Here is a 12,668-nt window from a genome sequence, read left to right as displayed (position 1 = left end):
TAAGCTCCAAGCTACAAAAAAAGCCGATTGACTCTCCGCTTTTAACTTGCTGCTTGAGGCTTACAACTCGAAGCTTCAGCCCTGGCTGGCCAACATATCCCGCGCCAGCGCCTCGGCAATCCGAATCCCATCGACACCCGCCGACAGAATCCCACCGGCATAACCTGCGCCTTCGCCGGCCGGGAACAGGCCTTTCACGTTCAGGCTTTGCATCGATTCGTCACGGGTAATCCGTAGCGGCGACGAGGTGCGAGTTTCGATACCGGTCAACACGGCGTCGTGCAACGAGTAGCCTTTGATCTGCTTCTCGAATGCCGGCAGTGCTTCGCGGATTGCTTCAATGGCGAAGTCCGGCAGGGCCAAGGCCAGGTCGCCCAACGACACCCCCGGCTTGTAGGAAGGTTCCACGCTACCGATGGCGGTGGACGGCTTGCCGGCGATGAAATCACCCACCAATTGCGCCGGAGCCTCGTAGTTGCTGCCGCCGAGGATGTAGGCGTGGGACTCCAGGCGTTCCTGCAGTTCGATACCCGCCAGCGGGCCACCTGGGTAATCCACTTCCGGCGTGATGCCGACCACGATGCCGGAGTTGGCATTGCGCTCGTTACGCGAGTACTGGCTCATGCCGTTGGTGACGACGCGGTTCGGCTCCGAAGTGGCTGCGACCACGGTGCCACCCGGACACATGCAGAAGCTGTAGACCGAACGGCCGTTCTTGGCGTGGTGCACCAGCTTGTAGTCGGCGGCGCCCAGCTTCGGGTGCCCGGCATATTTGCCCAGGCGCGCGGCGTCGATCAGCGATTGCGGGTGTTCGATGCGGAACCCCACCGAGAACGGCTTGGCCTCCATGTACACGCCTCGGCTGTGGAGCATGCGGAAGGTGTCACGGGCGCTGTGGCCCAAGGCGAGGATCACGTGCCTGGACAGCAGTTGTTCGCCGCTATTCAACACCACGCCGTTCAACTGGCCGTCTTCGATCAGCACATCGGTGACTCGCTGCTCGAAGCGCACTTCACCGCCCAGGGCGATGATCTGCTGGCGCATGTTTTCGACCACGCCGGTCAGACGGAACGTACCGATGTGCGGCTTGCTGACGTAAAGGATTTCTTCCGGTGCGCCGGCCTTGACGAACTCATGCAGCACTTTGCGACCGTGGAATTTCGGGTCCTTGATCTGGCTGTAGAGCTTGCCGTCGGAGAACGTCCCCGCGCCGCCCTCACCGAACTGCACATTGGACTCGGGGTTGAGCACGTTTTTGCGCCACAGGCCCCAGGTGTCCTTGGTGCGCTGGCGCACTTCCTTGCCGCGCTCGAGAATGATCGGCTTGAAGCCCATCTGCGCGAGCAGCAGGCCGGCGAAGATACCGCAGGGACCAAAACCCACCACGATCGGCCGTTCGACCAGACCTTGCGGCGCCTGGCCCACCACCTTGTAGCTGATGTCCGGTGCCGGGTTGACGTTGCGGTCATCGGCAAACTTGAGCAGCAGGGCGGCTTCACCCTTCACGTTCAGGTCGATGGTGTAGATGAAGCACAGCTCCGACGACTTCTTGCGCGCATCGTAGCTGCGTTTGAACAGGGTGAAATCGAGCAGGTCATCACTGGCGATGCCCAGGCGCTGCACGATGGCGGGCCGCAGGTCTTCTTCGGGATGGTCGATGGGCAGCTTGAGTTCGGTGATTCGTAACATGACAGGATCCGGTGTGCGGCGTTCGGTAAGGCCGGCGGTTTTGCAAACCGGCGATTATAAGCCCCAACCGTGGTTTCCCGTCATGCTAAAACAGCACTGTGGGCAATCAATCGTCCCGCGAACCGCCGAAAGACGCGCAGCCACGCTGCACTTGACCGTTGATCCGCAACTCGGCGGTCATGTGTTGCAGGCGGCCACTGGCGCCGTCGACGCAACGTTGCGGCGCGACCCACAGTTCAACGTGCTGGTTGTTGGCTTCAGTCATCAGGTTGAAACGCCCGTCACCGATCTGCTCTTCAACGTAAGGCACGGCCAGTGGTGGCTGGCCTTCGCGTTCCAGCACCATGCCCTTGGCGGTCACGCTCATCACCCAGGTCGGCTTGTGACCATTGGCGCGTAGGATCATGCGCTTGAAATCAGGATCGTTGCAGGCCGAGGTCGAGCGTTCGACACGGTATAACTGCTGCAACTCCACTTCGCCCTGAGTGCCGGTGGCCACGCCGGAGAACTGGCCGCGCAGGTCGGCGAACAGCGCGCCTTGCTGGCCAGCGAGAGAGGCTGCCTCCTGGAGGATGCCGGTCGCGCCGGTGTCCTTGATCAAGTAATTGCGTTTATCGCCGCAGGGTTGGAACAGCAGCTTGTCACCGACCGCCGTGAGTTCGCCCTGCATGCGGGTCAGGCCGGCAGTCGATGGCTTGGCCGGCTCGCTTTCGAACATCTGGCAGGCAGCGAACAGGGGGAGCAAGGCACACAAAGCAAGGGTACGGGCGGCACGCATTATCGGGTCTCCTGACAAGTGCCGCCACGTTACGCAGGCTGGCGTTGCATCACAAGCCCGCTTGCCCGCTTCAGGCGATTCTTACGCACGGGTAGGCTCAGCCGACGGTAAAGGTTTGGCCGGTTTGTAGGCCTTCCACACTTTTTGCGTAGGCCAATGCCACATCGGTACTGCTGACCGGTTTGTACCCACGGAAATAGGGCGCGTAGCTTCCCATGGCCTCCACCAGCACCGTCGGGCTTACGGAATTGACGCGCAGGCCGCGTGGCAATTCGATCGCTGCCGCTTTCACGAAGGCGTCGATGGCGCCATTGACCAAGGCAGCCGATGCGCCGGTGCGAATCGGGTCGCGGTTGAGAATACCGCTGGTGAAGGTGAACGAGGCGCCGTCGTTGGCGTATTCGCGGCCAATCAGCAGCAGGTTGACCTGGCCCATCAGCTTGTCACGCAGGCCCAGTTCGAAGTCGCTGTCGCGCATCTCGCCCAGTGCGACGAAGTTCACGCTGCCGGCCGCGCAGACCAGGGCATCGAACGTGCCGGTCTGTTCGAACAGCTTGCGGATCGAGGCGCTGTCGCTGATATCCACCTGGAAGTCGCCGCTGCTGCGGCCAATGCTGATCACCTCGTGACGCTGGGCCAGTTCTGCCTTGACTGCCGAGCCGATGGTGCCGCTGGCGCCAATCAAAAGGATTTTCATGGTGCTGTTTCTCCAAGGGGTAAGTGAAGGTTCAGTCTAGAGTGGCTTTTGAAGTGGATAAACGTGCTAATAGGCAACCTTTGGTTTTCAAATGGAAACAATCCATGAGCGAGATGGATGACCTGGCGGCGTTTGCGGTACTGATCGAAGCGGGCAGCTTTACCGTGGCGGCCGAGCAACTGGGCTGCAGCAAGGGCCAATTGTCCAAGCGGATCAGCCAGTTGGAGGCGCAGTTTGGCGTGGTTTTATTGCACCGTACCACCCGCAAGCTGAGCCTCACCGCTGCGGGGGCGGCGCTGTTACCCCAGGCCCAGGCGCTGGTGGTGCAGGTGGATCGAGCGCGTCAGGCGTTGGCGCGACTCAAGGATGATCTGGCTGGGCCGGTGCGGATGACGGTGCCGGTTTCGCTCGGGGAAACATTTTTCGATGGCTTGTTGCTGGAATTTTCCAAGCAGTACCCACAGGTGCAGATTGAACTGGAGCTCAACAACAGCTATCGGGACTTGGCGCGGGACGGGTTCGACCTCGGCGTACGCGCGGGCGCCCTCGACAACGAACGCCTGGTGGCCAAGCCACTGCTGGCCTGGCACGAGATGACCTGCGCGAGCCCGGCCTACCTGGAGCAACATGGCGAACCCCAGACCCCCGCCGACCTGGCCGCGCACCGCTGCTTGCTCAACAGCCACTACAGCGGCCGCGAAGAGTGGCTGTACCACCAGCGGCACGAGTTGCTGCGCGTCAGGGTCAGCGGCACCTTTGCCTCCAACCACTACAACCTGCTGAAAAAAGCCGCTCTGGTGGGCGCGGGTATCGCCCGCCTGCCGTCCTATTTGCTTCCGGCTGAATTGGCTGACGGGCGCTTGCGTTGCCTCCTTCGCGATTATCAGACGCGTAGCCTGCCGATGTATCTGGTCCATCCCTATCAAGGCGGCTTGCCGCGGCGCACCCAGGTATTGGCGGATTACCTGGTGGAGTGGTTCAAGCGCAGCGGCGCGGCGCTGGACCGACTTTAACGGTAGCGCCGGGCGATCAGGTGATCGATGGACAGGCGGCCCGGGCCCTGGGCGACCAGCAGCAACAGCACCGCAATCCAGGTGCCATGGGTTGGATAAGCGTCGGGGTAGACGAACAGTTGAATCACCAGGGTCATACCAATCAAGGCCAGGGCCGAGAACCGCGTGGCGAGCCCCAGCAGGATCAGTACCGGGAAGAAGTGCTCGGCGAATGCCGCCATGTGCGCGGCCACTTCCGGCGACAACAACGGCACGTGGTATTCGCTGCGAAACAGCGGCAAGGTTGAAGCGGCGAGCTTGGGCGTACCGAGTTGGAAGGTGCCGCTGATCAGGTCAATGGCAAAGCCTTCGACCTTGGTTTGCCCCGATTTCCAGAACACTGCGGCAATGGAGAAGCGCGTCAAAAAGGCGATCAGGCTGTAGGGGATGGCGTCGAAAAGTGCGATGACGCGTTTGATCACGCAGGGAGGGCTGATGTTCATGGTGATACCTCTTGTTCCGGGAGCAGATGAGTGATTGCGTCGTGACGGATCAGCAGCGACAGGCACGGTATCGGGTCGAAGTCGGCCGACGCTTCGAGGGCCTGTGCCACGGCGTCTTCCAGTTGCATGCCTTGGTTCAGGCTGTCGATGAATGCCACCGAAGCGTTGTCGATGACAACGACCTTGACCTCCAGGCCCTGGCGCAACACCAATGCGCCTTGGGCGTACCAGGGATTCAAGGTGTCGACGGCGTCCTCGGTCTGATGCGCAGCCCAGACCGCGACCACGGCGTAGGGCGAATTGAGTGTGGCGACGCAGGGGTGCAGTTGCAGGCGCCATTGCCCGAGGTTTGTTGAGCCCTGCAGTCGCTGGAGCACGCTGAGTTGATCGGCAGACTGGGTGTCCGCCGCGTGAAAAGCGCGTACCCGCAGCCGCTCCAGCCGTGCGATGTCCGCCAGGTAGGGCACGCTGGTTGCAGGTTCGAAGCCCTGGATGAAATCGGCGAATGTGCTGCCGTACTCGCTTATCACCGGGCTGCTGGGTGGGCATGCTTGTACGTACACACCGGCCATGGCGCGAAAAAACGCGTCGCCCACCAGTCGCAAGGTCACCGGGTAAGCGGCGGCCAAGGCATTGATCAACGAACTGTGAACATTGTTGCGGTACACCGCAAAGCGGCTTTGCGGGTCGGCACCGTTGCGGCTGAACAGGCCGTCGGGGCAAGGCCGGGCGGGCATCAGCAAGGCATTGGCGAACGTGGCTTGAAGGCTCATGAGCGTACTCGCGACAGATGCCCTTCGGCTGTGCGGGCTTCGACCATCAGAACGCTGAAGGCCGGTACCTGGTTGTCCCGTTCGATCAACGTCGGGACCGGGCCGATGCGTTCCAATACCTGTTCGTACAACCGCCACACCGCGTTATCAACGGGCGCGCCGTGGTCATCGATCAACAGGCGATCGCCGAGGTTGTCCGTGTCTTCGGCAAAACCCGCCAGATGAATCTCACCCACCGCGTGCAATGGCAGCGCATCGATGTAGGCCAGTGGATCGCGTTGGTGGTTGATGCACGACACGTAGACGTTGTTCACGTCCAGCAGCAAGCCACAGCCGGTGCGGCGGATGATCTCGCTGATGAAGTCCGTCTCGTCCAGGGTCGAGCACTGGAACTGCAGGTAGGTCGATGGGTTCTCCAGCAACATCTGCCGCCGGAGCGTGCCCTGCACCTGGTCGATGTGCTCGCATACCCGGTTGAGGGTGGCGGTGTCGTAGGCCAGGGGCAGCAGGTCATTGAGAAACACCGGGCCGTGGCTGGACCAGGCCAGGTGTTCGGAAAAGGATTGGGGCTGATAGCGTTCGATCAGCGTGACCAACCGTGCCAGGTGCTCACGGTTCAGCGGGCCTTCGCCGCCGATAGACAAACCCACGCCGTGCAATGACAGTGGGTATTGCTCGCGGATCAACCCCAGGTAGTGGTGAAACGGGCCGCCGGCCACCATGTAGTTTTCGGCGTGTACTTCAAAGAAACCGATGTCGGGTGAGGAGTCGAGCACTTCAGCGAAGTGCTCGTTCTTCAACCCAAGCCCGGCCCGACGCGGCAGAGCGGCTTGCCGGGATGAAAGGTTCATGATCGAGACTCGAGGTGCGCAGGGTTTCAGGACTTGGCGGTGAAGGCTGCTTCCTGGCCGAAACCGGTCGGCGAGGTGGAGCTTGGAGTTTTGGCACAGGTGCCGGCGGGGACCAGTTTCCAGGCATTGGCCTGGTCCTTGGTTTTCGAGGTGCCGGCGCAGGACGTGCCGGCGCCCGCGGCGCAATTGTTCTTGCCGGCTTCAGCGACGCCGAAGCACTTTTGCATGTCGTCGGCGGCGTGGGCGGTGCTGGTCAAGGCGGACAGGCTCAGGGCGGAACCCAGGGCCAGGACGAGGGTGGCGGCGGACAGTTTGGTGGTCATGGTGTATCTCCAGTAGCGGTTGAATGAGCAGGCTTGATTGCCTGCATGCACCACTAGAGAGGGGAGGGTTGAGTTCGTTACAAAGTCAGTCGAAAAAACTTCATACAACACAAAATAAATGTGGGAAGGGGCAAATCGAATCGTCGCACCGCCCCTCCCACATTTTTGATCCGGCTCCTATCGCATCCGTCTCTTAACCGCCCAGGTACGCCTCCCGCACCTTCGGATCGGTCAGCAACTGCTCACCCGTGCCCTGCATCACCACCCGGCCGTTTTCCAGTACATAGGCGCGGTCGGCGATTTTCAGCGCCTGGTTGGCGTTCTGTTCCACCAGGAACACCGTCACACCGTCCTTGCGCAGCTGTTCGATGATGTCGAAGATCTGCTGGATGATGATCGGCGCCAGGCCCAGGGACGGTTCGTCCAGGAGCAACAGCTTGGGCTTGCTCATCAGCGCCCGGCCGATGGCGAGCATTTGCTGCTCGCGCCGGACATGGTGCCGCCGCGTTGGCTGAAGCGTTCCTTGAGCCGGGGGAACAGGTGCAACACCTTGTCCATCTGCTCCTGGTAGTCGCCCTTGTCGGTAAAGAACCCGCCCATGGCCAGGTTCTCTTCGACGGTCAGGCGCGAGAACACACGACGGCCTTCCGGCACCACCGCGATGCTCTTGCGCATGATGTGCGACGATTCCTGGCCCACCAGCTCTTCACCCATGTAGCGGATGCTGCCGCTGTGGGCCTGCGGCGATCCGCACAGGGTCATCAGCAGAGTGGACTTGCCGGCGCCGTTGGCACCGATCAGGGTCACGATCTCACCCTGGCGCACTTCCACATTGACGCTGTGCAGGGCCTGGATCTTGCCGTAGAAAGTGGAAACGTTTTCGAATTGCAGCATTTTACGCTTCCCCCAGATAGGCTTTGATCACTTCGGGATTGTCGCGGATCTGCTCCGGCGTTCCGTCGGCCAGTGGCGTGCCCTGGTTGATCACCACGATATGGTCGGAAATGCTCATGACCAGCTTCATGTCGTGTTCGATCAACAGCACCGTGGCGTTGTTTTCCTCACGCAGCACGCCGATCAGCGCCTTGAGGTCTTCGGTTTCCTTGGGGTTCAGGCCGGCCGCCGGTTCGTCGAGCATCAGGATCCGCGGACGGGTCATCATGCAGCGCGCGATTTCCAGACGACGTTGCTGACCATAGGCCAGGGTGCCGGCAGGGCGGTTGGCAAACTCGGTGAGGTTGACCTTGTCCAGCCAGTACTCGGCGTATTCCATCGCCTCGCGCTCGCTTTTGCGGAACGCCGGGGTCTTGAAAAGGCCGGCAAAGAAGTTGGTGTTCAGGTGACGGTGCTGAGCGATCAGCAGGTTTTCGACCGCCGTCATGTCCTTGAACAACCGCACGTTCTGGAAGGTGCGCACCACGCCCTTGCGGGCGATTTCGTGTCCGGCCAGGCCCTGGATCGGCTGGCCGTCCAGCAGGATGCTGCCGCCACTTGGCTTGTAGAAGCCGGTGAGGCAGTTGAACACCGTGGTCTTGCCGGCGCCGTTGGGGCCGATCAGCGCTACCACTTGTTTCTCTTTCACGGTCAGGGCCACGCCGTTGACCGCCAGCAGGCCACCGAAGCGCATGCTCAGATTTTCGACTTTCAGGATCTCGCGGCTCATTTGCGCAGCTCCATGTGTGGACGTTGCATGGGCAGCAGGCCTTGAGGACGCCAGATCATCATCAGCACCATCATGGCGCCGAACATCAACATGCGGTATTCGCTGAACTCACGCATCATTTCCGGTAGCAGGATCATCACGATCGCCGCCAGGATCACGCCCAGTTGCGAGCCCATGCCACCCAGTACCACGATGGCGAGGATGATCGCCGACTCGATAAAGGTGAACGACTCAGGCGTCACCAGGCCTTGGCGAGCGGCGAAGAAGCTACCGGCGAAACCGGCGAACGCAGCACCCAGGGTGAACGCGGAGAGCTTGATGATGGTCGGGTTCAGCCCCAGCGCGCGGCAGGCGATCTCATCTTCGCGCAGCGCTTCCCACGCACGGCCGATCGGCATGCGCAGCAGGCGGTTGATCACGAACAGCGCGGCCAATGCCAGCAACAGTGCCACCAGGTAGAGGAACACCACCTTGCTCACCGGGTTGTAGGCGATCCCGAAGTACTCGTGGAAGGTCTGCATGCCCTCGGCAGCGCTACGGTCGAACGACAGCCCGAAGAATGTCGGCTTGGGGATGCTGCTGATGCCGTTGGGCCGCCGGTGATGTCGGTGAGGTTACGCAGGAACAGGCGGATGATTTCCCCGAATCCCAGGGTCACGATCGCCAGGTAGTCACCGCGCAGGCGCAACACCGGGAAGCCCAGCAGGAAGCCGAACGTGGCCGCCGCCATACCCGCCAGCGGCAGGCAGATCCAGAAGCTCCAGCCCAGATAATGCGAGAGCAGCGCGTAGGTGTAGGCACCCACGGCGTAGAAGCCCACATAACCCAGGTCGAGCAGGCCGGCCAGGCCCACCACGATGTTCAGGCCCAGGCCCAGCAATACGTAGATGAGGATCAGGGTGGCGATGTCGACGGCGCGCGCGAGCCGAAGAACGGCCAGATCAGCGCGGCCACGATCAGGCCGATGATGATGTAGCGCTGGGTACGCGGCAGGGTCAGGAATTGGCTGACCTTGGGCGACACCAACGGAGCGCGGTTGCCCTTGAACAAGGCGCCGACCTGCTGGCTGAACAGCACCCGCAGGAACATCAGCACCGAGCACAGGGCAATGATGGTCAAGGTCACGGGACCTGTGCCATGCACTTCCAGGTTGATGCCGACAATGCTCAGCTTGAGGCCGAGTACCGGAAAGGCCACGGCCCATACCAGTAAGGCGCTGAAAAACGCCGATTTAAGATATCTGCTCATACTTTCTCAACCTCCGGACGGCCCAGGATGCCGGTCGGACGGAACAACAGCACCAGAACCAACAGGCCGAACGCCACGACGTCTTTGTACTGGTCGCCGAAGATATCGGCACCGAACGCTTCGGCCACACCCAGCACCAGCCCGCCGAGCATCGCGCCCGGAATACTGCCGATACCGCCCAATACCGCTGCCGTAAAGGCCTTGAGGCCCACCAGGAAACCGGCGTTGGGGTTGATCACGCCGTACTGCATGCTCAGCAACACGGCAGCGACAGCCGCCAGCGCGGCGCCGATCACGAAGGTCAGGGCGATGATGTTGTTGGTGTTGATGCCCAGCAGGTTGGCCATCTTGATGTCTTCGGCGCAGGCCCGGCAGGCACGTCCCAGGCGGGAGCGGGAGATGAACAGGGTCAGGCCCAGCATGGCCACCAGGGTGACGACAAAGACCAGGATCTGCATGTAGGAAATCAGCACTTCTTCTGCGCCGCCCGGGCCGAAGGAGAAGCTCCCCGGGATCAGGTTGGGAATGGATTTATCCTTGGAATCCTGGGACAGCAATACGGTGTTCTGCAGGAAAATCGACATGCCGATGGCGGAAATCAACGGGATCAAACGGTTGCTGCCACGCAAGGGACGGTAGGCAACGCGCTCGATACTGTAGCCATAGGCACTGGTCACGACGATCGACGCAAGGAACGCGGCGGTCATCAACAGCGGCAGGGAATGGATACCCATCATGGCCAGCCCGGCAAGGGCGATGAAGGCCACGTAGGAACCAATCATGTACACCTCGCCATGGGCGAAGTTGATCATTCCAATGATGCCGTAAACCATTGTGTAGCCAATGGCTATCAAGGCATAGGTGCTGCCAATGGTCAGGCCATTAACCAGCTGTTGGAAAAAATGATAGATCTCAGGCATTACAGCGCTCCTAAAAACCCGATACGCATTTCACTGGTGGAGTCATGTTCCGGCCCTGGGCTGTGTTCTGTGAGCACATTTGCACAAAGCGTTTGCCAGCGAACCGCTGGTGACGGTTTTAAGATTTTCAGGTGAGCCAGCGCCCGGATCGCGGGTGACAGGCCCATAAACCTCGTAAAACAAAGCCCACTGCTTTCACAGTGGGCTTGTAGGACCAGTAACGCCTGGCTTACTGAGGGGAAACTTCGGTTTTAGGTTTGCCGAAGTGCCATTCGTAGACCACGAACTTGAAGTCCTTCAGGTCGCCCTTGGCGTCGAAGCTCAGCTCGCCGGTAGGGGTCTTGAAGGTGCCCGCGTGGATGGCTTCGGCCACTTTGGCGGTGTCTTCGCTCTTGGCGGCAGTAATACCGCCGGCGATGACTTCAACAGCCGAGTAGGCCGGGAACACGAATGGACCGGTTGGGTCCTGCTTGTTCTTGGTGAACTCTTCAACGATGGCTTTGTTGGCCGGGTCGGTGTCGAAAGATTTCGGCAGGGTGACCAGCAGGCCTTCGGAAGCGCCCTGGGCGATTTGCGAGATGGAGTCGTTGCCGACGCCCTCTGGGCCCATGAACTTGGCGTTCAGGCCTTTTTCCTTGGACTGGCGCAGGATCAGGCCCAGCTCCGGGTGGTAGCCGCCGTAGTAGACGAAGTCGACGTTGGCTTGCTTGAGTTTCTGGATGACCGAGGAGAAGTCTTTGTCACCAGCGTTCAAGCCTTCGAAAACGGCAACCTTCACGCCTTTCTTCTCGAGGGTCTGTTTGACGGCGGTGGCGATACCTTCACCGTATTGCTGTTTGTCGTGCAGCACGGCAACGATTTTAGGCTTCACATGGTCGGCGATGTAGTTGCCGGCCGCAGGGCCCTGGGCGCTGTCCAGGCCGATGGTGCGGAAGATCAGTTTGTAACCACGGGCGGTGATTTCCGGGCTGGTGGCAGCCGGGGTGATCATGATCACGCCTTCGTCTTCATAAATGTCGGACGCTGGCTGAGTGGAGCTGGAGCAGAGGTGACCGACCACGAACTTGACGCCGTCGTTGACCACTTTGTTGGCGACCGCCACGGCTTGTTTAGGATCGCAAGCGTCGTCGTATTCCTTGGCTTCAAGCATTTTACCGTCGACGCCGCCCTTGGCGTTGATGTCGGCGATGGCCTGCTTGGCACCCATGAATTGCATGTCGCCGTATTGCGTTACAGGACCGGTCTTTGGACCGGCAATGCCGATCTTGATGGTGTCGGCTGCGAACGAATGGCCGGCAACCCCAGCCAGGACCATAGCGGCAAACAGTTTGGAAATCTGCTTAGTAGCCTTATTCATAGTGCTCCACTCTTACTGTTGTATTTTTTATAGTTCTAGCGGCCTCGTGAGCTGCTGAACCGGATCGGATATCGCGGATATCCCCCCGGCACTGCCCTGGCAACTGTACCGGTACAGTGTAGAGCGCCGGTTGATCGCTTGAAAAGCTGGCTGCTGGGGGCAAAACCCGGGTGTGTCGCATAAATGAAAGAAAGAGACAGAATTGCGGCGGGGTGGTGCCAGATACTCGGGCAATCCTTGGCTTTCCTGACACTTTCTCTCGATGACTCATTTGCAACTGGGTTTTTCTACCTTGGCCGCGACGTTATGATTGCGCCGATTTTTTCCCAAGGTGAATTCCCATGACGCAAGAACCTAGCACCCTCTATGCCAAGCTGCTCGGTGAAACCGCCGAAATTTCCTGGAAGGAGCTTGAACCGTTCTTTGCCAAGGGTGCCCTATTGTGGGTCGATGCCGGTCTGGATTTGATCGAGGCGGCGGAGGCGATGGCGCAGGATAATCGCGAGAAAGTCGCTGCCTGGCTGGTCGCGAACAGCCTTGGCGAAGTGTCTGCGACGCGGGCATTGGACCTGGTCGAGCGTGACCCGAGCTTGTGGGCGGTGGTGGTTTCACCGTGGATTTTGATCCAGGAAAGGGCGGCTTGAGAAAGGTTTGCACGGAAAAGGTGCATGTTTTGCGCCGTTGCAAGTGTGTAGCGCAGTAACCGCTGACGCGGTGATGGCATCTTGCCGTGAAGAAAGGTCACAGGTGAGGGTGACGTTAACGTCACGGGAACAGTTGTGCGTGCGTCGGGAGTGAGGAGGAAGTGTTTCTTAGTGTGTGTATAAACGCTTTTCCCCCAATATATGCAGATCAAATGGGAGGGGCGGTGCGA

12 protein-coding genes and 2 pseudogenes are annotated in these 12,668 nt (G+C 60.4%); 2 read left to right on the top strand and 12 right to left on the bottom strand.

All coding sequences use genetic code 11. The features are described 5' to 3' along the window. Window positions 1-75: 75 nt before the first annotated feature. From JWR98_RS07530 to JWR98_RS07520, 3 genes are all read right to left on the bottom strand, one after another. The gene (locus JWR98_RS07530; RefSeq protein ID WP_078731910.1) at window positions 76-1,689 is read right to left on the bottom strand and encodes an NAD(P)/FAD-dependent oxidoreductase; all 1,614 of its coding nucleotides are present in this window, start codon (window positions 1,687-1,689) and stop codon (window positions 76-78) included. Window positions 1,690-1,795: 106 nt separating this feature from the next. After that, a complete protein-coding gene (locus JWR98_RS07525; protein WP_078731911.1) occupies window positions 1,796-2,467 on the bottom strand; it encodes a COG3650 family protein in 672 nt (223 codons plus the stop codon). A gap of 97 nt (window positions 2,468-2,564) precedes the next feature. After that, complete coding sequence (locus JWR98_RS07520) at window positions 2,565-3,164, bottom strand: short chain dehydrogenase (protein WP_205489632.1); 600 nt, start codon at window positions 3,162-3,164, stop codon at window positions 2,565-2,567. 104 nt (window positions 3,165-3,268) lie between these two features. Between JWR98_RS07520 and JWR98_RS07515 the strand changes: the two genes are divergently transcribed. Further along, window positions 3,269-4,177 carry a LysR family transcriptional regulator gene (locus tag JWR98_RS07515; RefSeq protein ID WP_078731913.1) on the top strand — a complete coding sequence of 303 codons (909 nt, stop codon included), beginning with the start codon at window positions 3,269-3,271 and terminating at the stop codon, window positions 4,175-4,177. Here JWR98_RS07515 and JWR98_RS07510 read toward each other — a convergent pair. The 9 genes and pseudogenes from JWR98_RS07510 to JWR98_RS07470 all read right to left on the bottom strand — a co-directional run bounded on the left by JWR98_RS07510 (window position 4,174) and on the right by JWR98_RS07470 (window position 11,794). Then, window positions 4,174-4,659: a DoxX family protein gene (locus JWR98_RS07510; protein WP_205489630.1), complete on the bottom strand. Its 486-nt coding sequence runs from the start codon at window positions 4,657-4,659 to the stop codon at window positions 4,174-4,176. The genes JWR98_RS07515 and JWR98_RS07510 overlap by 4 nt on opposite strands. Then, on the bottom strand, window positions 4,656-5,432 hold the full coding sequence (locus JWR98_RS07505; protein ID WP_078731915.1) for an HvfC/BufC N-terminal domain-containing protein: 777 nt from the start codon (window positions 5,430-5,432) through the stop codon (window positions 4,656-4,658). The genes JWR98_RS07510 and JWR98_RS07505 overlap by 4 nt, the downstream gene beginning before the upstream one ends. Then, complete coding sequence (gene bufB, locus JWR98_RS07500) at window positions 5,429-6,283, bottom strand: MNIO family bufferin maturase (protein ID WP_078731916.1); 855 nt, start codon at window positions 6,281-6,283, stop codon at window positions 5,429-5,431. The genes JWR98_RS07505 and bufB overlap by 4 nt, the downstream gene beginning before the upstream one ends. A gap of 26 nt (window positions 6,284-6,309) precedes the next feature. Next, window positions 6,310-6,606, bottom strand: coding sequence for a BufA1 family periplasmic bufferin-type metallophore (locus JWR98_RS07495; RefSeq protein WP_205489628.1), 297 nt, complete (start codon window positions 6,604-6,606; stop codon window positions 6,310-6,312). Window positions 6,607-6,799: 193 nt separating this feature from the next. Beyond that, window positions 6,800-7,500: pseudogene (locus tag JWR98_RS07490) on the bottom strand (ABC transporter ATP-binding protein). 1 nt (window position 7,501) lies between these two features. Continuing rightward, complete coding sequence (livG, locus tag JWR98_RS07485; protein WP_012722652.1) at window positions 7,502-8,269, bottom strand: high-affinity branched-chain amino acid ABC transporter ATP-binding protein LivG; 768 nt, start codon at window positions 8,267-8,269, stop codon at window positions 7,502-7,504. Further along, a pseudogene (locus JWR98_RS07480) lies at window positions 8,266-9,517 on the bottom strand (high-affinity branched-chain amino acid ABC transporter permease LivM). The gene livG and the pseudogene JWR98_RS07480 overlap by 4 nt, the downstream one beginning before the upstream one ends. Further along, the gene (livH, locus tag JWR98_RS07475) at window positions 9,514-10,437 is read right to left on the bottom strand and encodes a high-affinity branched-chain amino acid ABC transporter permease LivH (protein WP_003172375.1); all 924 of its coding nucleotides are present in this window, start codon (window positions 10,435-10,437) and stop codon (window positions 9,514-9,516) included. Before livH ends, JWR98_RS07480 begins: the two are co-directional and overlap by 4 nt. A 229-nt stretch (window positions 10,438-10,666) precedes the next feature. Then, complete coding sequence (locus tag JWR98_RS07470) at window positions 10,667-11,794, bottom strand: branched-chain amino acid ABC transporter substrate-binding protein (RefSeq protein WP_003172377.1); 1,128 nt, start codon at window positions 11,792-11,794, stop codon at window positions 10,667-10,669. Window positions 11,795-12,135: 341 nt separating this feature from the next. Here JWR98_RS07470 and JWR98_RS07465 point away from each other — a divergent pair, with 341 nt between their 5' ends. Further along, window positions 12,136-12,438, top strand: coding sequence for a DUF2288 domain-containing protein (locus tag JWR98_RS07465; RefSeq protein ID WP_078731919.1), 303 nt, complete (start codon window positions 12,136-12,138; stop codon window positions 12,436-12,438). The last annotated feature ends 230 nt before the right edge of the window (window positions 12,439-12,668 follow it).

Origin of the sequence: Pseudomonas lactucae, assembly GCF_016937615.1 — a bacterium.
Classification (GTDB): domain Bacteria; phylum Pseudomonadota; class Gammaproteobacteria; order Pseudomonadales; family Pseudomonadaceae; genus Aquipseudomonas; species Aquipseudomonas lactucae.
This window is presented reverse-complemented; position numbering and strand designations above follow the sequence as displayed.

Coding starts and splice junctions, on each gene's coding strand:
- JWR98_RS07530 (WP_078731910.1), bottom strand. CDS start 1,689: ATGTTACGAATCACCGAACTCAAGCTGCCCATCGACCATCCCGAAGAA.
- JWR98_RS07525 (WP_078731911.1), bottom strand. CDS start 2,467: ATGCGTGCCGCCCGTACCCTTGCTTTGTGTGCCTTGCTCCCCCTGTTC.
- JWR98_RS07520 (WP_205489632.1), bottom strand. CDS start 3,164: ATGAAAATCCTTTTGATTGGCGCCAGCGGCACCATCGGCTCGGCAGTC.
- JWR98_RS07515 (WP_078731913.1), top strand. CDS start 3,269: ATGAGCGAGATGGATGACCTGGCGGCGTTTGCGGTACTGATCGAAGCG.
- JWR98_RS07510 (WP_205489630.1), bottom strand. CDS start 4,659: ATGAACATCAGCCCTCCCTGCGTGATCAAACGCGTCATCGCACTTTTC.
- JWR98_RS07505 (WP_078731915.1), bottom strand. CDS start 5,432: ATGAGCCTTCAAGCCACGTTCGCCAATGCCTTGCTGATGCCCGCCCGG.
- bufB (WP_078731916.1), bottom strand. CDS start 6,283: ATGAACCTTTCATCCCGGCAAGCCGCTCTGCCGCGTCGGGCCGGGCTT.
- JWR98_RS07495 (WP_205489628.1), bottom strand. CDS start 6,606: ATGACCACCAAACTGTCCGCCGCCACCCTCGTCCTGGCCCTGGGTTCC.
- livG (WP_012722652.1), bottom strand. CDS start 8,269: ATGAGCCGCGAGATCCTGAAAGTCGAAAATCTGAGCATGCGCTTCGGT.
- livH (WP_003172375.1), bottom strand. CDS start 10,437: ATGCCTGAGATCTATCATTTTTTCCAACAGCTGGTTAATGGCCTGACC.
- JWR98_RS07470 (WP_003172377.1), bottom strand. CDS start 11,794: ATGAATAAGGCTACTAAGCAGATTTCCAAACTGTTTGCCGCTATGGTC.
- JWR98_RS07465 (WP_078731919.1), top strand. CDS start 12,136: ATGACGCAAGAACCTAGCACCCTCTATGCCAAGCTGCTCGGTGAAACC.